Below are 20,655 nucleotides of genomic sequence, written 5' to 3'. Positions count from 1 at the left end.
TGTCTCAACCGGGGCCGAGATCAAAGCTGCTTTTCATATTCATGGTATAAAACCGAAACGGATTGTACGAAACGGTCGCTTCTTACTGGCTTCCTTGTTCGCCGAAAAACATCTCGTGGGCCAACGCGGTCTGCACGCGCGCCTCTTCCTCGGTCAGCTTGCGCACCAGATCCATCTCCACGAGGGTAACTTCATCCCCCTGAAAAGTGATTTCCGCGATGGAAGCGCTGATCTTTACGATAGCCACGGCCTCGTTGGCCGGCGAATACGCGATTACTTTCTGGCCGGTCGGATACACGCGGAACCCGCTTTTGCGCATTTTACAGCGCCCGTATTCCAACAGCTCGTACAGTTCCTGCTCGGATTTGAATTTGCATACGGAATTAAATTCGGTCTGAAAGCCCATAGCGCCCTCCCGGCTGATCGAAATAGTAGTCGTTGCTAAAAGCGCACACGGGAGAGCCGCTCTCCGGCGTCAGCGTCAGCCTCCGGTTTCCCCGGGCCCGCGGGGTTGTACCTGCGAACGGCAGCCTGCTCCCCTGCATGCGAAATCGGTGTCCGGCCAAGCCGTTACTCCACCGTATATTTGATTTGCTGTTTGGCCGCGTGGCGTTCCAGCGCAAGCCGGATGAGATCGTCCAGCAGCTCCGCGTAAGGTTTGCCGGATTCCTTCCAGAGAAGGGGATACATGCTGAACGGGGTAAAGCCCGGCATGGTGTTGATCTCATTGATATAAATCTGACCGTCCGTCCGGGTCAGGAAGAAATCGACCCGCGACAGGCCCGATCCGTCGATGGACTGGAACGCTTGGACGGCGAGCTCCTGAATCTGCGCGGCGGTTTCTTCCGGCAGATCCGCTGGAATGACCATCGTCGATTTGCCGTCGACGTATTTGGCCTTGTAGTCGTAAAACTCGCTGGAAGATACAATCTCGCCCGGAACGGAGGCCAGCGGCTCTTCGTTGCCGAGGATGGCGACTTCAATCTCCCGCGCGTCCACGAATTCTTCCACAATCACCTTCCGATCGAACTGGAAGGCATACTCCACCGCTTCGATCAGCTCCTGCCGATTGCGGGCTTTGGAAATACCCACGCTCGAACCGAGGTTGGCCGGCTTGATGAAGCACGGATAGCCGATGGAAATTTCGGTTTCCATCAGGAAGAACGGCTGATCCTTCTCCCACTGGGAGCGGGTGAAGTGTCGGTACACGCACTGCGGGAGCCCCTCCTGCGCGAACATTTTCTTCATGGCGACTTTGTCCATTCCGACGGCCGAAGCGAGCACGCCCGCTCCCACGTACGGAATGTTCGCCATCTCAAGCAGCCCCTGGATGGTGCCGTCCTCTCCGAAGGTGCCGTGCAGCAGCGGCAGCACGACATCGACGGCTTCCGTCCGGGCGGCTTCACCCGCAGCGGCCACTTCGGCCAGTACGCCGCCCGCCTGGCTCGTAAGGCCGGAGAAGAAAGGAGCCAGAGCCGCACCCGCCGATTCGCCCTCGGAAGCGTCGAAAGCGAGCAGCTCCTTGCGCTCCACCCGGCCGTTCAGAGCCGCTCCCCGGCGCCATTCCCCCTGCGTTGTAATATAGAAAGGAGTAATTTCATACTTCGATACATCCAATGCTCCGATGACGGCATGCGCGGTTTGCAAAGATACCTCATGCTCCCCGGATTTACCGCCATAGATCAGTCCTATCCGCAATTTCCGGCTCATGTTTCCCCTCCGCCTGATTTCTATAATCTTTATTTATCCATCCATTTCATCCGAAACACGGACAAAGGCGTACCGGGTTTTATCCGTCCACGCGTACGAGTCCTTATAATCCCAGTAGCGGTGCTTGCTGCTGACGGTATGCGCATTCACGAGCGGCATGCCGCTCGCATCCAGTGCGGTCACGAACGTATTGTGCTGAAAACGTCCGTCCCCGTCCCAGTCATAGCTGATAAAATCGCCCGGCCTTAGTTCGGCGGCCGAGGAAACGAGCGTTCCGCTCAGTCCTCTGCGGGAAGCGGGCACGTAAAGCTGAAGAGCCTGGGCAACCGCCCAGCTGTAACTCCAGAACTCGCGGCTGCCCTGCTTGCCCGCGTACCACCAGCCGGCGCCTCTTTTCCCAGTATAGTTCATCGGTGTCCCCCCTGCAAAGAGACATTGGGAGACGTAGCTTGTGCAGTCCACTTCAAATTCAATAAAAGCCGGATTGTACCGGTTCCACCAGGTGTCCGCATATTTGACCGCTTTGCCGCGATCGTAAAGCTTCTTCCGGGTTTCGGGGTAAGTTCCGACATGGTTCAGTATACTATAATTCAGGTAGGGCTGCGACGAGGAGATTTCACCTTCGGGCGTGTAAATTCCTTCCTCCGCCAGCCAGGAGTATGATTGTCTCGTTTTTTCCCGTTCACTCTCCCGGGCCGAAATCTGAGCGATTTTCCAGCGCGATCCCTTACGGATCAAGCCGACTCGTTCCCGGATGACGATGCATTCCTTCCGCTCCCTGCCCCCTTGTTCGTAAAAAAACTGCCGCTGGCACTCGACATCCGCGGTAACGCCTTCCTCGTGTTCGTGCACATGCTGAAGCTTAAGCCGCATTTCTCCACGCAGCGCCTTGACTCCGCGTTCTTTGCGGCTTTCGATCAGCCGGTGATACCTGGCGTCGGTTTCCCGGCTGAACCGTTCGTCTTCCACCACGTTTGCCAGCACTCCGGCCGACGCTTCCGTTTCCGCCGTATTGCGTGCGTGCAGATAATCGTACAGCGCTGTTTTCCAGGACATGCCTTTCCCTCCCAAGAGCCTACAGTCCGTTGCGGGGACCGGCCTTATACGCATGGATAATACGCGTGGATATTCGCTTAAATATATGAAAAATTTCAAATAAAAATGAGTCATTTTATTCTTTACGCGGCAGGGGGAACACGGTATACTAAGGATATAGCGAAATATGAAATTGAGTTTCATCAGATGAAACACCACCAACCAACCAAACGTAAGACACGGACAAATTTCAATTCGCCATTTCAAAGATCATAAGGGAGGCTTTGCAATGCCGCAAAAAGACGCTTTTAACGTACGCAAGCAGCTGACGGTAGGCGGTAAATCTTACCACTACTACAGCCTGCAGGATCTTCAGCAGCAGTTCGCCGGAATTTCCAAACTGCCTTTCTCCATTAAAGTTCTGCTTGAAGCCGCGATCCGCCAATACGACGGCCGCGCCATCACGGACGAACACGTGAAGCAAATCGCAACTTGGGGCGACGAGAACGCCGACCACAATAAAGAAATTCCTTTCATTCCTGCCCGTATCGTCCTGCAGGACTTTACAGGCGTACCGGTCGTAGTTGACCTCGCGGCAATGAGAGACACCGTTGCACGCGCAGGCGGAGACCCTAAACGCATTAACCCGCTCGTACCGGTTGACCTCGTAATCGACCACTCCGTTATGGTCGACGCTTTCGGTAACGGTATGGCGCTTGAAACCAACATGGAGCTTGAATTCGAGCGTAACGAAGAGCGCTACCGCTTCCTGCGCTGGGCGCAAACCGCATTCGATAACTTCCGTGCCGTACCTCCGGCGACCGGTATCGTTCACCAGGTAAACCTGGAGTATCTCGCTTCCGTAGCGGCTACCAAAACCGTAGACGGTGAAACGACCGTATATCCGGACTCCCTGGTAGGTACCGACTCCCACACCACCATGATCAACGGTCTCGGTATCGTAGGCTGGGGCGTTGGCGGTATCGAAGCCGAAGCCGGTATGCTCGGACAGCCGCTTTACTTCGTAACGCCTGAAGTTATCGGCTTCAAACTGACCGGCCGTCTTGCCGAAGGCGCAACGGCGACTGACCTTGCCCTCACTGTCACTCAAACGCTTCGCAAGAAGGGCGTTGTCGGTAAATTTGTCGAGTTCTTCGGTCCCGGCCTTGAAGACCTCGTCCTGTCCGACCGTGCAACGGTTGCCAACATGGCTCCTGAGTACGGCGCAACCGTAGGTTTCTTCCCGGTTGACAACAGCACGCTGGAATACCTTAGAAACACAGGCCGCAGCGAAGAGCAGATCGCTCTCGTTGAAGCTTACTATAAAGCGCAAGGCATGTTCCGCACGAAAGACTCGGAAGATCCGATCTACTCCGATGTAATCGAAATCGACTTGTCCACCGTCGTACCGAGCCTTGCAGGTCCTAAACGTCCTCAAGACCGCGTCGAGCTGACGGCGATGAAAGAATCTTTCAACGACATCCTGCGTACGCCTGTAGACAAAGGCGGATACGGCCTGTCCGACGAGAAAATCGCCGAAGAAGTCGAAGTGAAATACGCGGACGGCAGAACAGCCAAAATGAGCACGGGCGCCGTTGTAATTGCAGCGATCACGAGCTGTACAAATACATCCAACCCGAATGTTATGCTCGGTGCGGGCCTTCTCGCGAAGAAAGCCGTCGAGCGCGGCCTGAAAACGCCGGCTTACGTGAAAACTTCCCTGACTCCGGGTTCCCTGGTCGTTACCGACTATCTGGAGAAAGCCAACCTGCTTAAACCGCTTGAAGATCTTGGCTTCTTCGTGGCGGGTTACGGCTGCGCAACTTGTATCGGTAACTCCGGTCCGCTTCCGGACGAAGTGAGCCAAGCCGTTGCCGACAACGACATGACGGTCGCTGCCGTTCTGTCCGGTAACCGTAACTTCGAAGGTCGCGTTCACGCGCAGGTTAAAGCGAACTACCTCGCTTCCCCGCCGCTGGTTGTCGCTTACGCGCTGGCAGGCAACGTGAACATCGACCTGACGAAAGATCCGATCGGCTACGGCACGAACAACGAGCCTGTCTACCTGAAAGACATCTGGCCGAGCAACAAAGAAATCGAGGAAGCTGTTGCAACAGCCGTTACGGCCGAAGCTTTCCGCGAGAAATATAAAGACGTGTTCCGTGCCAACGAGCGCTGGAACCAAATCGCGGTACCGGAAGGCGAACTGTACGAGTGGGACAAAAACTCCACTTACATTCAAGAGCCTCCGTTCTTCCAAAACCTTGGCCAGTCCCTGGACGACATCAAAGACGTCCGCGGCGCCAAAACGCTTGCGCTTCTTGCCGACTCCGTTACGACGGACCACATCTCTCCTGCCGGTAACATCAAGGCAGACAGCCCTGCGGGCAAATACCTGATCGAGCATGGCGTGGACAAAAAAGACTTTAACTCCTACGGTTCCCGCCGCGGTAACCACGAAGTCATGATGCGCGGTACGTTCGCGAACATCCGCATCCGTAACCAAGTGGCTCCGGGCACCGAGGGCGGCGTAACGACTTACCTGCCGACAGGCGAAGTGATGTCGATTTACGATGCTTCGATGAACTATCAGGATAAAAATACTTCCCTCGTCGTTATCGCGGGTAAAGAATACGGAACCGGAAGCTCCCGTGACTGGGCGGCCAAAGGTACGCTTCTGCTGGGCGTCAAAGCCGTTATCGCAGAGAGCTTCGAGCGTATTCACCGCAGCAACCTGGTAGGTATGGGCGTGCTTCCGCTTCAATTCCTTGAAGGTCAAGGATGGAAAACGCTTGGTCTGACCGGTCGCGAAACAATCGAAATTTCCGGATTGTCCAACGATGTACAGCCAGGCGAGCAAGTAACCGTAACGGCTACCCGTGAAGACGGCACGTCGTTCGAATTCAAAGCTATCGTCCGTCTGGACAGCATGGTGGACGTGGATTACTACCGTAACGGCGGTATCCTGCAAACCGTACTCCGTCAAATGATGTACTAAAAACCAACGCTTAATGAACCAGTAAACAAAAAAGAGAGCCCTAGGGCTCTCTTTTTTTGCGTTAGAAATGCTGCGGTCCTCATTCCTCTGAGTTCGAACGGCACTAAAAAGAGGGGCATGCCCTCAACTTTATGCTTCCTGAGACCCTCTTCTGTCCTTAACAATCAAGGACATGAGCTACCTCTTGCGCTTCCCTTCTCGTTCTTCTTAGCCCAGCGGACAAGCTGCTGCAGTTAACGGCGTACGCGGTCTTCGCACCAATTCTCCCGAACAGTTAGGGCAGATGTGACCTCTCTCTTCCGTGCAATTTTTACAGAATGTGCATTCATGCACGCAAATGTAAGCTTCCGACTGAGCGTCAAGCGTGTGCCCGCAAATCTGGCAATCCGTTTTCATGGCAAGACCCATACCCATATCCCCTTAACACGAAATTCGATCCTCGATGCTTTGATCTAACTTCAGTGTATAAAAGAAAAGCCGCCGCATACAGACATCTTCTAAACCTTTAGGGGTGCAGCGATCCTATAAATTTTAGTAAAAGGCTGTGCAAAACTTAAATTTTAAAATCAGGCTATGGCGTTCATAAAACCCGCTTTGTATGGCATAAAAAAAGACGGCCCTTCCTTCCGCAGGAATGCCGTCTTCGTTGCTTTTCACTTTTTTCCGTTAACCGGGTTAGCTGCTGCTTTTGAATGAGTGATCCCGGCCGGCATCCGGGTTATGTTCCTCATCCGGGTACCAAGGATTCAGATGCACAAGCACCTCGTCCACTTCGGGATGCTTGGCCCGGATCGCTTCCTTGATGCTGCGCCCGATATCATGCCCCTGCTGAATCGTTAACGTACCCATAATACCGATCCGCGCATCAACGAGTATGTAATGGCCGTGTTCGCGGGCACGCAGCCGGTCGATGCGTTTGACGTCGGGGAACGACTCAATGATCTCTTTATACTGCTGCAGCTTGGCGTCTTCAACGTTCGTTTCCATCAGAATATTGACCGCTTCCGTCCCCATCGTATAAGCGAGCTTGATGACGAGAAAAGAGACGATAATTCCGGCTGCCGGATCCCCGTAGGCCAAGAAAGGAATATCAAGGTAATCCCCGGCCAGGGCCAGTGCGATCCCTGCAGATGCCGCAATAGAAGCATAAACGTCAGCCAGATGATCGTAAGCCGTGGCAATAAGGCCTTTGCTGTTCGCGGCCCTGCCCAGCCTCATCGTATATACGTACAGCCATTGCTTCCAGACCAGGGAAATAACCGCCGCGACCAGAGCGAGGACATGAGCTTCGCCGGGCGGCTCTAACAGCGCCATAACCGCATGATACCCCATATAGATTGCCGCGGCGCCCAGCAGAAGCGCGACGGCCCCCGAGCCGAGCACCTCCGCTTTGCCGTGCCCGTAAGGATGATCGTGGTCGGCCGGGCGGTTGGAAATCCGCATGGAGCTGTAAGCCGTTGCCGTGGCAATCACGTCTCCGGCATTATGTATTCCGTCTGCAATCAGAACCTGGCTGCCGAACAACCAGCCGACGACCAGCTTGATGCCCGTTAGGACGACATTGCTAATCAGGCTGATCCAGATCGCAATCATCGACTTGCGCTGTTCCATCAACCCGTCCCCTTCCGTATGTTCCGATCTAGTATTGCCCCCATGGTGGAAAAAAATGCCTTCCTGCGTATTCCTCAATCGAATACTGGGGAAAACGGCCGCGCGGAAAGGATGCTTTCCCTCCCCTTTCCCGCACGGGCAAGCGAAAGCCAGCTGACGAGGGCTCAGCTGGCCTTATCTATTGATACGCTTCCGCGGATGGTTTGAAACAACAGGCCGACCGCGGGCCTAACTCCAGATCCCGGACAGGGGCCTTCCGGCTGATAAACGCCTCCGGCAGTCGGTTGTCCGGCTGTTTTTCGGTAGTCTCCCGGTTGTTCTTCGGTTGTTCTTCGGTTGTTCTTCGGTTGTTCTTCGGTTGTTCTTCGGTTGTTCTGCGGTTGTTCTGCGGTTGTCCCGGCCGTTCTCCGGCATTCCCTCCGGTGCTTCTCCCGCAGTCCCTCTGCGGCCATCTTGTTTCCTATGCCCGCACAACCCCCATGCCGCGCTATCTCAGCATGGTGCCCATCCGCCGGGCCGCCTCCATCACGACTGGAGCCTGCTCCAGCATGGCTTCCAGCGTGAGCCGGTTGGACGGCCCCGACACCGCCAGCGCGGCCACGAGCTTGCCCGCGCGGTTAAACACCGGAGCGGCAAGCGCCGCCGCTCCCGGTTCGCGCTCCTCGACGCTGGTGGCGTAGCCCGCCTTCCGCGTCTCGTGAAGCTGCTGCAGGAACGGTTCCCGCAGGATGCCCGCAAGCTCGGCCTCCAGCATCGCCTGTTCCTGCACCTCCGCCTCGCCGAAGGCGAGAAGGATCTTGCTCGATGCCCCGACAAACAGGGGCATTCTCGCACCGATCGGCGCGACCCGCCGGATCGCGTGGTTGCTCTGCACGGCCTGGACACGTACGCGTTCCCGGCCGTCTCGCACGTACAGCGAGATCGTCTCGTTCACCTGATCGCGCAAGCGTTCCATCTCCGGCAGCAGGATCATGCCGGGGTCGTCGCTCTGGGACATATGCGCGGCAAGTTCCCAGATGCTGAAGCCGAGCCTGTATTTGTCTCCGTCGGACTCCCTCACAAGGAATCCCTTCGCCTCCAGGGACGCAAGGAGACGGTAAACCGTGCTTTTATGCAAAGAGACTTTGGATGAAATCTCCGTTAACGTCAGTTCGGTTGCGTCGGTATAACACAGGAGTACATCCAGTGCCCGTTCCACGGCGCGGACGGTCGATTTTGCTTCCTCCATCGGGTTTCACCACCGCCTATTTTTGTTTCACATAGTGAAACTCTGTTTCTTTTATTATACTTGATGTACCCCCGAAAGGCAAAGGAAAAAACCGCCCGAAAGCCTTGTATTACAGCGAGATTACAAGACAATTAACATTGTGTTGCACATATTGACGAAGTGTGTAAGTTGACATAATATAAGAGTACCACGAGGTCCTTTTCAGAATATTTAGTTAATTATAAACCTTCTAATTATTCAGGTTCCTACTAACTAAATTCTCCTACAAAGACCCATTCTCCAAAGGAGGGAACCTATATGAGCATGCATCCCGTTAACTCGACTCCCCTTCAACCCGCACCGCTGGATCATATTCCGGTTAAATCGTTTTCGCGACGCAAGAAGGCTGTCCTGCTTTCTCTTCTCTGCTTCTTCGTGCTATGTTCCAGTCTGATCCTCGGCTTCCACGGTTTTATCGCCTGGACGCTGGCTCGGCCTACCATTGCGCCGTTAAGCTCGAACCCTGCGAAAGCGGTCGGTCTGCCTTACCAGAACGTTACGTTTCCCAGCTCGAACGGCAGCAGCACGCTTAGCGGTTGGTATATTCCGACGGCACAAGCTTCCTCCCAGACGGTCATTTTCTCGCATGGGTACGGCGGCAACCGCGAAGAACTGTGGGTCCCCATCTATTCTCTTGCCAAAAAGCTTCATGACAGCGGATACAACGTGCTGATGTTCGATTACGGCTACGTCCATCCCGAAAACGACCGGATCGTTACGGCCGGTATCCAGGAATCCAAAGAGCTTCTTGGAGCCGTTAATTATATTAAAGGAAAAGGCTCCGAGCGCGTCTATGTATGGGGCTTCTCCATGGGAGCGGGCACAGCCCTCCAGGCCGCCCTGCAGACCAAAGATATCGACGGCATGATTCTGGACAGTACATTCCTGCTCAATCCCGACACGCTTTATCATAATATGAAACAGTATGTAAATATTCCTAAATTCCCTTCGCTCCCTCTTGTCCGTGTATTTTTCCCGCTTCTTAACGGGGTTAACATGAATCAGATTCCGTATCAGGCCGTCACTACTCATGAATATCCGATGCCGATTTATTTCATTCACGGCGATGAAGATGAACGGGCCCCGCATGAAATTGCCGAACAGGTCTATAAAAATCAGCACAACGTGTTCAGCAACTACTGGGTGCTTCCGACCGGCAAACACGAACTGATCTACTCGGCGAAACCCGACGAATATATCACCCGCACCTTCGGGTTCCTGAAAACAATCTCCCGCCCCCAGCTTTCGGAATCGGGTTTTGTTGAAATGTAAGTAGAATAGGCCAATCCCTCCCTTGAATAAAGATAGGAATAACGTTGATTCCGGGGAGGTTAGTCCTAATGCTTTCGGTCTACGGCAGCTTGATGCCGCTTAGAATTTTAGAAGAAATCCGTTTCTGGAAAACCCAGGAGAAGGAACATACCGTCGTTATCCGCGAACTGGTCCCTGCGCTGGAGCCCGCCTATGTGCAGGCGCTCAAGGAGTGGGAGGAAGTTTTCGCCAAGACGGAGGCGGCAGCCGTACAATGGGTAGAATGGGCGATCCGCACCCAAAATCCCACCGATCCCTTCCTTCAGCAGCAGTTGCGGCAGCTCATTGATGTCTCCACCAAACAATCGGTTCAATTCATCGAATTTTTGCAGATTGTAGAAAAAGAAAGCAAACCCGTCAGCTCGAATCCCGTTGTCAAAACGGTCATCGAGCATATTATCCGCGAGTCGGAGTATTTCCTCGGCACGCTCAAAGGCCTTGAAACCGCCCAGAAGGGCAGCCCCTACGGTACGGGGAGCTGGGGCTTCGGCGTACCGGGCCAATGGCCGCCGGGCGCTCATTCGGGCCTTGGCGGCTACGCGGGCCAAGCCGGGGACGGTCCGGGCGCTTTCGGGGCGCCCGGGAGTCCGGGCGGCGCTCCCGGAGCGTGGGGAGCGCCCGGGGCATGGGGCGCTCCCGGCTATTACGGGCCGGGCGGCGTAATCTTGCCCGGGGCGGGCTTCGGCAGGTCCGAGAACAACCCGGACGGCCATGACTTGCCCGGTACCTCCATCGGCGGAGCCGGCAGCTCGCTGGAAGGCGTCAGCACGGCGGGGAAGGCGGGCGGAGGAGCCGGTCCCGGGACCGGCCCGGGACCGTACGGGATCTACAGCGTGCCCGTCCCCGGCCACGATTCGGACGGCCCCGATCCCGTCGGATACCCCGGGTATACCCCTCCGGGCTACTCATCCGGCAGCCCGGGCTTCCCCGTCCCGCCGGGCGTGGGCCCCACACCCGGAACGGGCGTGCCTCCCGGCTTCGGCGTCGGGGTGCCCGGTCCTCCGGCGAGCTACACGCCGGGACCGTCCGCTTATCCCGGCGCGGGGATCGGACCTGTCGGGCCGGAAGGCCCCTGGGACACGCGCACGGAAGGCGATCGTCCGCCCCTAAGCGATATGGCGGCGCAGAGCGGTGCAGCGCCGCCTCCGGCATATACGTCGGGGCAGGGGCAGACCGTTCCGGCTCTGTCGCCCTACAAGCCCGTGCCGATAGGCGGGCACAAGCTTCCTCCCCTGCCGTACGCTTACAACGCTCTGGAGCCTCATATCGACGAGGCGACCATGCGCGAGCATCACGACAAGCATCACAAAGCCTATGTCGATGATCTCAACAAAGCTGAGCAGATGCTGGCGAAAGCCCGCGACAGCGGAGACTTCGATCTCGTCAAGCATTGGGAGCGGGAGCTGGCTTTCAACGGCGCGGGCCATTACCTGCACACGATTTTCTGGAACATCATGAAACCGAACGGCGGCGGGAAAGCCTACGGTCCCATTGCCGCTGAAATCAACAGATCGTTCGGCAGCTTCGACCGGTTCAAGAAGCAGTTCACCGAAGCCGCCAAGAAAGTGGAGGGCGGCGGATGGGCTATTCTGGTCTGGAGCCCGCGCAGTCACCGGCTTGAAATTTTGCAGGCGGAAAAACACCAGAACCTGTCCCAATGGGACGTTATTCCTTTGCTGGTGCTTGACGTGTGGGAACACGCTTATTACCTCAAACATAAAAGCAACAGGGCCAAATACATCGAAGACTGGTGGAAAGTCGTCAACTGGGATCATGTCAATGAACGATTCGAGCCCGCCAGCAAGCTCACCTGGCTTCCCTATTAAGCGGCGAAGGGGCCGTTACAAAGTCAATTTTGATTTTACGCGCCCCACTTCAATCAAATGTTTCTATAAAAAAAGATCTCATCTCCACCTTGCGGTGGGTTTGAGATCTTTTCGTTTTCCATTGGAGATACCGCCCTACCGTGCGAACACTTTTTGGGACAAGACCTTCTTGAGAAGGGGGACGGCTTACAGAGCCAGCTTCCCTTATTCCTGCATGTAGTTGACCCCCGTCATGCGACGCCTAACACCGCGCGCCGTCCTGGCGGGTTATTCCGCCACAATCCACTTCGTGTCTATCGCCTCGAAATCCCCGTTCCACTCGGGTGGATGCTCCGTATCGCAAATAACCGTGTGGATTTCTTTCAGATCCGAAATTTTGTAGAAGTGCGTCTTGCCGTTCTTCGTATGATCCATCAGCGCGACTGTCTGGGCCGCATGTTCCATAAACTTCCGGACGAGAAGCCCCCGCTCGGCATCGTAGCTCGTTAACCCGCTTTGCGGGTGAAGCCCGTCGACGGCCACGAACGCTTTGTCCACGTAGAAGGATTCCATCATACTCTCGGCTACCGATCCGGATGCACGGTAATGCTTCGCATTGATTTTGCCCCCGATAAAATAAATGTCCCCGGAGAACATTTCTTTGTTCTTGTATTCGATAAGCAGAGACAAGGCGGGCACCGACGGCGTCAGAACGGTCAGATTCCGCGTATTCGCCAAATAATTGATCATCTGCAGGGTCGTCGTTCCGTCGTCGATGACGATCACGTCGTTGTCCCGGACCATCGCGGCCGCCGCCCGGCCGATTCGCTTCTTCTCCTCCGCTTTCGTGACTTCCCGGTTAAAGGGAGAAGGTTCTTCCCTCATCAAGTCAAACTTGACCGCTCCGCCGTACACGCGCTTGAGCTTGTTTTCCTGCTCCAGCTCCTCCAGATAGCGCCGGATCGTTTCCGAGGAAACTTCGAAATGCTCCACCAGTTCGTGTGTCCGGACTTTATTGTGAAGATTGAGCAAGTGGAGGATGTGTTCCTTGCGTTCTTCCCCTACTAGAGACACATGCCCGCCTCCGTTCTTTCGGTTCTGTGATAGTTTCCGGATTCATTATACCCAACCTTGCGGAAGGGCGACAGCCTTTTATGGATACGGCACCCATGATGAATTCCGGACGGATCAATCAATACGGTCAGCCGCTTGATGATCGGCCGTTCGTGTTTTATTCTGTGCCTTCGTGCAAAATCAACTGCGCAGCCGAGCAGAACGAAGTGGAAAGATATCGATGCGCTCATGCCTGGACCGGCTCCCGTTCCATCAACACTTCCGTGTCCTGATGAATGCGGATGCCCCGCTTCTCCAGCTCGGCGAAGACCGCCTGCGGCTCGAAAGCTTCTTCCGGCGTCAGGATGCCCGCGCCGTTGACCCGGCCTTCCGCGATCATGACGGCCGCAATGGCCATCGGGATGCCCACATTGCGGGTGTAGGCGCGAAGCCCTTCCCAGCCCGGCACGGAGCCGTCGGAGACCGGATGCGTATGCGTAAGCGTCAGCCGCATCGGCACGCCGTTTTTAACGCCGATGACTTCGATATGCAGCGCGTAACCGTACAGCTCCGTCTCCGAACCTTCGCGGGAGTGGTACAAATATTCGCTGATGCAGTCCATGATGCCGATTTCCGCGCCGTTGACCCGTATCCTGTCATTGCGCATAAACCCGTACTCATAAAGAGCCTGGACGAGTCTCATATTCGGCTGCGGCCAAGTACCGCGGACTTCGATCAGACGGACTTCTTTCTTCGCCAGAGCCTTTGCCAGCGTTTTTGTTTCGGCATGCGGGATGATATATTGAACCGACGTGCCGTAAGGCTCGGGGAGCCGGATTTCACGGGGACGCGCAAACGGCGGCACCTGGATGAATTGCCCGTTTTCGTACACGACCCGGCCCGGAAGGTTCGGATCGTACTCATAGGTCGTCGTTTCCGTAATGGACCTCGAAAAAGCGATCGGCCGGTAAGACCCGTGGCTGACGCGGACGGTATCCACCGTATCGAGCTGCGAAGCGGCGTGCATCGCCATCATCTGGGTGACGCCCGGGGTCATGCCGAAGCCGGGTACGCAGGTTTTGCCGTACCGCTCGAACAGAGCCGCCGAAGCGTCTTCGTCCCCGAAGCCGTTCAGGTTGATGCCGTGGCAGCCCGCTTCCGCTATGCACGCCGTTGACAAGCCGTTGAGCGTGATCGCCGTACCGTCCATGACGATATCGTAGCCCCGCATCTGCGCGACGGTCGTTTCTTTGTCATAGACGTTCACTTTTATGAAATCCACACGCGGATCGTTCAGCTCCCGCACGACCTTGCGTCCTTCCTCTTCGTTAAAATCGGCGACCGTAATTTGCTCGAAAACGGAATACTGGACAAGATCCAGGATCGCTTCCCTGCAAATCCGGCCCGCTCCGCCCAGACAAAATACTTTCATGACGAATCCTCCCCGCAAGTGATCATTCCGCTTGTCTCGTTCGCTTTAAATCCCGCGCTCTCCCGCCTCAGTTCCGGGCTGGAGCCGCCGTTACCGCAGTGCCCCCTGTGACGTCCGCTATTGTGCGTACAAGCCGCCGCATATCGGCCGGATGAATATCGCCGATCGATCCGATTCGGAAAGTCTGGGCGGTGGATATTTTACCGGGATAAATGACGAACCCGTTCTTTTTCAATTCCTCGTAAAAGGCAAGGAACGTGAAGTCCGCTGAATCGGGATAGTAAAAAGAAGTAATAAAAGGAGACTGCACGGACGGGTCCAGCAGCGGCCGGAACCCGATCGCTTCCATCCCTTCGGCCAGCGTGCGCTGGTTCTCGGTGTAACGTTCGCAGCGGGCCTGGATGCCGCCCTCGTCCTCCAGCTCTTTCAGCGCTTCGTGAAAAGCTCTGACCACGTGCGTGGGAGATGTAAATCTCCACTTGCCCGACTGGCGTTCCATCGTGTTCCACTGGTCATACAGATCCAGCGACAGGGACCTTGCCTGCCCTTCGCAGCGCTTCAGTTCCTCCGTGCGGGCCAGCACGAAGCCGAAGCCCGGAACGCCCTGAACGCACTTGTTGGCACTGCTGATCAGGAAGTCGATATTGAGCTCGCTCATGTCCATTTCAATGCCGCCGAAAGAGCTCATGGCATCGACGATAAAGGTTTTGCCGTATTTCTTGGCTGCGGCGCCTACTTCGGCTATCGGATTCAGCATGCCCGTCGTCGTTTCCGAATGAACGACCGCCACGTGGGTAATCGCCTCATCCCGCCGAAGCAGTTCCTCCAGCTCGCCGGGATTGACCGGGCTGAGCTCTCCCGAATCGAGAACGGCCATCTCGATGCCGAGTACGCGTGCCATCTGGGCGATACGGTCGCCGTAAGCCCCGTTCGTCAGCACGGCCAGCTTGCCTCCCTGCGGGATAACGGAGCCGATGACGGACTCCACGCAGAACGTTCCGCTGCCCTGCATCAGCACGCAGGTGTAGCCTTCCGCACGTCCTGCACCCAAAGCGACGAGGCGGGCGCGTATATCCTGGACCAGTCCGTTATAATCCCGGTCCCAGGTACACCAGTCCCGCAGCATGGCCGCTTTGACGCGTTTCGTCGTCGTCAACGGCCCCGGCGTCAGCAGCAGGTATTCGTTGTCCGGCATCGCCGAGTACATGGTGTCCGTCTGTACCATTTCCGCTTCCCCCTTATGCATGCCGTACACCTTCCGGCGCAGATACAGCCGTGCCCGCAGGGGCGACCGCACCGGCTTTCAGACTCGCCTCAATTAGTTCCAGCACCGCATCCAGCTTACCGACGGATTCAATCACATAGTGGGCTCCGGCTTCATAAAATCTCCCGCGCACTTCCTCGCATCTGCGCTTCAATTCTTCCGGCGGGCAGGCGGATACCTCCGCTTCGCTCATTCCGAGCTCGCTGCTGCCGAGCACAACCCCGACCGTCCAGACGCCTGCATTCAGACCTTCCCGGATGTCGCTCAAGGTATCTCCGACTTTCACGACATGATGCAGCGGGTAAACGCCGAGACGGATGCAGTTCTCGTAGATCATCCAGGGATACGGACGGCCCGCAGGCATTTCCGTAGGCGTCACGAGCACATCGGGACGGTAGCCTCTTTTGCCGGCCTCCTCCACAACGATGTCCATCATTTCTTCGGTATAGCCGGTGGTCGACCCGATCTTGATCCCGCGTTCGCGCAGCCTTCTCATCAGATCCACCGCGCCAGGAACGGGTTCGCAGTGATTGCACAGCGAGGCGAACAAGAGCGGCTCGAAATCCGCATACAGGGCATCCACGTCGCGGTCGTCCGGCCGGCTGCCGAATTTTTGTTCCCAAAGGTCGGCCACGCGAGGCATTTTCGTAATTTCACGGATGTGATCCCACTTCAGAAGCCCCATCGGCTCCCGCGCCTCCTCCTGCGTAATTTCAATGCCTTTGCGGCGGAATATTTCTATAAAAACGTTCAAGGGAGCAAAGCAGCCGTAATCTACAGTCGTGCCTGCCCAGTCCATAATGACGGCTTTGATCATGTCAAGTCTCCTCCTGGTAACGGGCCGTGGCGGCTCATCCGCCTATCCGGCTCCGCTTTCGGTTTGATGAAATAAGAAGTAAGGACGTTTATAGTAGAGCGTGTTAACGGTCAAGTCTGTTAAAAAAATTATTTCCGCTGCCAGGCGGAAGCCCGATTTCTCATCACTTTCGTAAGCTGCTCATAGCCGATCCTCACGACAATGTTGGTCAGCAGAATAAGGACGGACATAGCGGCGGCCGGGGCGGTATCCCCCGCATCGTCCATATTGACAATGGCTACCGAAGCCAGCTTGAAATCGGCGGAGTACAGAAACACGACTGCCGACACGGTTACCATGGAATTCACAAAGTAATAAACGAACATTTCCAGAACAGCCGGCAGGGACATGGGGACCGTGACCCGTGCGAATGTCCGGTAGAACGGGACCCGCATCGATTCCGAAACCGTCTCGAATTCTTTGTCCAGCTTCTTGAGTGCGGCTGTCGCCGTAATAAAAGGGACGGCGTAGAAATGCACGATGTTGGCCAGAACGACGATCCAGATGGTGCCGTAAATCCCGCTCAGCGGATTGTCCGGCCGGTTGAAGAAGAAGATAAAAGCAAGCCCGATCACCATTCCCGGCAGCGCGAGCGGCAGAATCGACAGGAAATAAGCAAACTGCCGCAGAGCGTGCCAGTGGCGCACTTTTTCAATTAGATAAGCGAAAATGAATGTAAGCGCCGTACCGATCAAAGCGGTATAGAGAGCCGCCTGCATGCTGTTCCAGAAAGGAGCCAGCCCTTCGCCGGCCACGGATGTGAAATCGAAATGATTCCACGTAAACGATAAATCATAGGGCCACACCTTAATCACGGAAGCGAAAATTACGGCGCCGAGCAGGAGCAGGATGGCACCCCCGATCAAGCTGCAAATCATGTAAAACACGGCGTTGCGCCAGCTTCCTTTCTGAATCCGATAGGGAACCGATTTGGACGAAACGAGCGCCTTCTGCCTGCGTTCCACGAAACGGTCCACCGCAAAAGCCAGAATAGCCGGCAGTGTAAGCAGGATGCCTACGGCCGCGCCCATCGTCATGTTCTGCTGGCCGATCACCTGCTTGTAAATATCCGTTGCAAGCACATTGTAATTGCCCCCAACGATTTTCGGGGCGCCGAAATCCGTAAAGCTCATCGTAAAGCAGACGAACAGAGCGCTGATGACGCCGTATTTCACGCTGGGCAGCGTCACGCTCAGAAAGGTTCTCCACTTCCCCGCCCCAAGCGTTTCGGCCGCTTCGTACAGCCGGTTGTCGGTGACAGCCAGCGACACGAGCATGATCATCATCGCCTGGGGAAAGGTGTACGCCACTTCCGCCAGTACGATTCCGACCGGGCCGTACAGGCCGATATCCAGACCGGCGGGCAGAAGACCGAACAAACCGGTCGTCACCAGCCCCTGGTTGCCGAACAAATAAATAAGGCCGATGCCGTGCATCATCGTCGGGGCAAAAAGCGGAAGCAGCGCGATATAGCGGAAAAGCGTCCTTCCTTTGATATCCGTGCGGGTCAACGCATACGCATACAAGAACGCGAGACCGACTGAGATGACTGTAGTGAGTAAAGACACGTTCAAGGTATGAAGGAGCGAACGGAGAAGGGCCGGTGTCGTGAAATACACGACAAAGTTTTCCAGACCCGCGAACTGCCCCGTTTTATCGTAAAACGCTTTGGAAAACAACCCGATCAGGGGCAGCAGCACCGTAACGGCCAGCACCGCGATCATGAGGGCGATCAGAGCCTGCTGTATCCGCTCCTCTTTGCCGTGCCGGCGCCTGATCCTCCCTCCCGTTCCCGTAAGACTGGAGCGAAGGTCTCTGGCGGCGCCCTGCACCCTGCGTACGATCATCATGACAAGGACTCCTTTCTCTTACTTCGCTGCGGCCTGGGGCTCGAACGCGATCAGCCGTTCTTCCGGCAGGCGGAGCGACAGCTTCTTATTCTTCTCGAGGCCCAACTGCTGATAATGCTGGGCAGACACGTGAATCGTCATCGGGCGTCCCAGCGGCTCCCCGCCGCTGCCCAGTACGTCCAGCATGACGTGATAGAAAGGTCCGCGGAATTCGATGCCGCGGACGATGGCCGGTATACCGCCGCGCGAACCGGGCTCTTCGGCGCCGATGTGCTCGGGCCGGACCGCCATCATGCCGCCGGCGCCGCGCAAGCCCCTTCCCTGGAGCTCGGCTCCGTCCAGGAAGTTGATCGCGCCGATGAAATCGGCTACGAACGGCGAAGCCGGCCGTTCGTAAACCTCTCTCGGCGTGCCGATCTGTGCGACCTCCGCATTGTTCATTACCACAATGCGGTCCGCCATCGTCAGCGCCTCCTCCTGGTCGTGCGTCACCATGATGGTCGTGACGCCGATCTTCTCCTGCAGCGCTCGGATTTCTCCGCGCAGCTTATGCCGCACCTTGGCGTCCAGCGCCGACAGCGGCTCATCCAGCAGCAGGAAGTCCGGGGACAGCGCGACGGCGCGCGCCAACGCGATACGCTGCTGCTGGCCTCCCGAGAGCTGGGACGGGTACTTATCCCTCATCTCCCAGAGGTCCACCAAGTCCAGCGATTCTCTCACCTTCTCGGCGATATCGAGTTTGCCGAGCTTCCTGCTCTTCAGGCCGAACGCGATGTTCTGCGCTGCCGTCATGTTCGGGAACAAGGCATAGGACTGGAACATCATGCCGAAATTCCGTTGAGCCGGAGGAAGAGCGGTGATGTCTTTTCCTCCTGCCGATACCGTGCCCGTGTCCGGGTGCTCCAGCCCGGCAATGATGCGGAGCAGCGTCGTTTTGCCGCAGCCGCTGGGGCCGAGCAGGCAGACGAATTCATTTTTGCGGACATCCAGGTGAATGCTGTCCAAGGCCGTGAAAGAACCGAATGTCTTGCGGATCCCCCGGATCGATAAGTGTGCCTGATTCATGTGTTCCTCTCCTTCCGGCTGCCGGCTTAACGGTTCTGGCTTGTTGCCGCAAGCGGGATTACCGCTTTATTTTAGGATTTGGGCTCGCTCTTGGCGTTATAGCGTTTTTCCCACTCTTTCAAAATACTGTCTCTATTCTTCGCCGCATCGTTCAGGTCGTATTTGATGAGCTGGCTGAGCGGATCTTTGGAGTAGCCTTCCGGTATCGTGCCGGAACCGTCGTTCACACTGATGATTGCATAGTTCTTGTTGTAGGCTTTCATCGCCTCGTCGCCGATCGCCCAGTCCAGGAACGCCTTCGCTTCGGGCTTGATCGCCGCTTTCTTCATCAAGGCGTTCGCTTCCACATCCCAGCCGGAGCCTTCCTGCGGGAAAACAACCTCAACCGGCGCGCCTTTCTTCTTCTCCTGAATGCCCCGGTAACCGAACGAGATGCCGATCGGGTATTCTCCGGCAGCCGCCATCTTGGCCGGTTTGGAACCGGAGTGCGTGTAGACGGCGATATTGTCATGAAGCTTGTCCATGAACTCCCAGGAAGGACCTTTGCCGTAGAGCTGCTGCCAGCCCGTTACATCGAAAAACCCCGTTCCCGAGGAAGCCGGGTTAGGCATCACGATCATGCCTTTGTATTCGGGCTTGATTAGATCCTGGTAAGTCTTCGGAACCGGAAGCTTCTTTTTCTCGAGTTCCTTCGTGTTGACGATAAAAGCCGTTTCCCACGCGTCGATACCCACCCATTTCGCCGGAGTACCGGTGCTCTTGAACATCGGGGAGACACGTTCGATCCCTTTGGGCGAGTAGCCCTCCACCATGCCGTTCTGATCGAGCACAAGCAGGCTTGTCGCCGCTACGCCCCAGACGACGTCCGCTTGCGGGTTATCCTTCTCGGCCAGCAGCTTGGCCGTGATAATGCCCGTCGAATCCCGGACGATATTTACCTTTACATCCGGGTTCGTTTTTTTGAACGATTCGAGGTAAGCTTTAATCTGGTCGTCTTCCAGTGCGGTGTACACCGTCAGGTCGCCTTTCAGAGCGCCCGATTGGGAAGAGCCCTCGCTGCTGCCTGCCTTTTCCGGGGGTTTGGTCGCGGCGCCCGCTTCGCTGCCGCTTTTACCGCAGCCTGCCAGCAGGGAAATCGCCATAAGAAGAGTCAGGCAAAGTGAAGCTGTTTTTTTCATGACCGTCGTTCATCCTCTCGAATTTGTAAAATGGAATAAGCTGCGTTTGGATTCATTTCTCTTACAGTTGTTATGGTAAAGAAGTTTTGTAAACTCATGATTAAATACAAGTAAAGATTGTGTGTTTAATTTTATTTTGTTGTTTTTAGTTGTATTTAGGACTGTGCACATAACAAAAAAGGACAGCCTTTTTAAGACTGTCCTTCTTGCTATTTGAATT

General features: G+C 56.0%; 16 protein-coding genes. 3 read left to right on the top strand and 13 right to left on the bottom strand.

Annotated features, from left to right (window positions below):
* Positions 1-82: 82 nt before the first annotated feature.
* From AC2TF6_RS04280 to AC2TF6_RS04270, 3 genes are all read right to left on the bottom strand, one after another.
* On the bottom strand, positions 83-406 hold the full coding sequence (locus AC2TF6_RS04280) for a hypothetical protein (protein ID WP_009676907.1): 324 nt from the start codon (positions 404-406) through the stop codon (positions 83-85).
* Positions 407-570: 164 nt separating this feature from the next.
* Complete coding sequence (locus AC2TF6_RS04275) at positions 571-1,710, bottom strand: D-alanine--D-alanine ligase (RefSeq protein ID WP_491310042.1); 1,140 nt, start codon at positions 1,708-1,710, stop codon at positions 571-573.
* A gap of 33 nt (positions 1,711-1,743) precedes the next feature.
* Complete coding sequence (locus AC2TF6_RS04270; RefSeq protein WP_491310041.1) at positions 1,744-2,766, bottom strand: amidase domain-containing protein; 1,023 nt, start codon at positions 2,764-2,766, stop codon at positions 1,744-1,746.
* 268 nt (positions 2,767-3,034) lie between these two features.
* On the opposite strand from AC2TF6_RS04270, the gene acnA reads away from it, so the two are divergent.
* Complete coding sequence (gene acnA / locus AC2TF6_RS04265; protein ID WP_491310040.1) at positions 3,035-5,743, top strand: aconitate hydratase AcnA; 2,709 nt, start codon at positions 3,035-3,037, stop codon at positions 5,741-5,743.
* Positions 5,744-5,950: 207 nt separating this feature from the next.
* On the opposite strand, the gene AC2TF6_RS04260 is transcribed toward acnA, so the two are convergent.
* From AC2TF6_RS04260 to AC2TF6_RS04250, 3 genes are all read right to left on the bottom strand, one after another.
* Complete coding sequence (locus tag AC2TF6_RS04260) at positions 5,951-6,151, bottom strand: DUF1272 domain-containing protein (protein ID WP_491310039.1); 201 nt, start codon at positions 6,149-6,151, stop codon at positions 5,951-5,953.
* Between the two features lie 267 nt (positions 6,152-6,418).
* The gene (locus tag AC2TF6_RS04255) at positions 6,419-7,354 is read right to left on the bottom strand and encodes a cation diffusion facilitator family transporter (RefSeq protein WP_491310038.1); all 936 of its coding nucleotides are present in this window, start codon (positions 7,352-7,354) and stop codon (positions 6,419-6,421) included.
* Between the two features lie 487 nt (positions 7,355-7,841).
* The gene (locus tag AC2TF6_RS04250; protein WP_009676919.1) at positions 7,842-8,582 is read right to left on the bottom strand and encodes an IclR family transcriptional regulator; all 741 of its coding nucleotides are present in this window, start codon (positions 8,580-8,582) and stop codon (positions 7,842-7,844) included.
* Between the two features lie 297 nt (positions 8,583-8,879).
* Here AC2TF6_RS04250 and AC2TF6_RS04245 point away from each other — a divergent pair, with 297 nt between their 5' ends.
* The gene (locus AC2TF6_RS04245; RefSeq protein ID WP_491310037.1) at positions 8,880-9,893 is read left to right on the top strand and encodes an alpha/beta hydrolase; all 1,014 of its coding nucleotides are present in this window, start codon (positions 8,880-8,882) and stop codon (positions 9,891-9,893) included.
* A gap of 68 nt (positions 9,894-9,961) precedes the next feature.
* Positions 9,962-11,758, top strand: a complete 1,797-nt coding sequence (locus AC2TF6_RS04240) for a Fe-Mn family superoxide dismutase (protein ID WP_491310036.1) — start codon at positions 9,962-9,964, stop codon at positions 11,756-11,758.
* Positions 11,759-12,025: 267 nt separating this feature from the next.
* Here AC2TF6_RS04240 and AC2TF6_RS04235 read toward each other — a convergent pair whose 3' ends face one another.
* From AC2TF6_RS04235 to AC2TF6_RS04205, 7 genes are all read right to left on the bottom strand, one after another.
* Positions 12,026-12,811, bottom strand: coding sequence for a DeoR/GlpR family DNA-binding transcription regulator (locus AC2TF6_RS04235; protein ID WP_491310035.1), 786 nt, complete (start codon positions 12,809-12,811; stop codon positions 12,026-12,028).
* Positions 12,812-13,037: 226 nt separating this feature from the next.
* A complete protein-coding gene (locus tag AC2TF6_RS04230) occupies positions 13,038-14,222 on the bottom strand; it encodes a saccharopine dehydrogenase family protein (RefSeq protein ID WP_491310034.1) in 1,185 nt (394 codons plus the stop codon).
* 67 nt (positions 14,223-14,289) lie between these two features.
* Positions 14,290-15,417 carry a 2-aminoethylphosphonate--pyruvate transaminase gene (gene phnW / locus AC2TF6_RS04225; RefSeq protein WP_491311589.1) on the bottom strand — a complete coding sequence of 376 codons (1,128 nt, stop codon included), beginning with the start codon at positions 15,415-15,417 and terminating at the stop codon, positions 14,290-14,292.
* A 43-nt stretch (positions 15,418-15,460) separates the two neighbouring features.
* Complete coding sequence (gene phnX / locus AC2TF6_RS04220) at positions 15,461-16,303, bottom strand: phosphonoacetaldehyde hydrolase (RefSeq protein ID WP_491310033.1); 843 nt, start codon at positions 16,301-16,303, stop codon at positions 15,461-15,463.
* A gap of 128 nt (positions 16,304-16,431) precedes the next feature.
* On the bottom strand, positions 16,432-18,192 hold the full coding sequence (locus tag AC2TF6_RS04215) for a putative 2-aminoethylphosphonate ABC transporter permease subunit (RefSeq protein WP_491310032.1): 1,761 nt from the start codon (positions 18,190-18,192) through the stop codon (positions 16,432-16,434).
* Between the two features lie 18 nt (positions 18,193-18,210).
* The gene (locus tag AC2TF6_RS04210) at positions 18,211-19,257 is read right to left on the bottom strand and encodes a putative 2-aminoethylphosphonate ABC transporter ATP-binding protein (RefSeq protein ID WP_491310031.1); all 1,047 of its coding nucleotides are present in this window, start codon (positions 19,255-19,257) and stop codon (positions 18,211-18,213) included.
* A 71-nt stretch (positions 19,258-19,328) separates the two neighbouring features.
* The gene (locus AC2TF6_RS04205) at positions 19,329-20,435 is read right to left on the bottom strand and encodes a putative 2-aminoethylphosphonate ABC transporter substrate-binding protein (protein ID WP_491310030.1); all 1,107 of its coding nucleotides are present in this window, start codon (positions 20,433-20,435) and stop codon (positions 19,329-19,331) included.
* Between the last annotated feature and the right edge of the window lie 220 nt (positions 20,436-20,655).

This window comes from Paenibacillus sp. JNUCC 35 (assembly GCF_058269095.1).
Note: the sequence above shows the minus strand (reverse complement) of the source record. Positions and strands in the feature narration are given on the sequence as shown.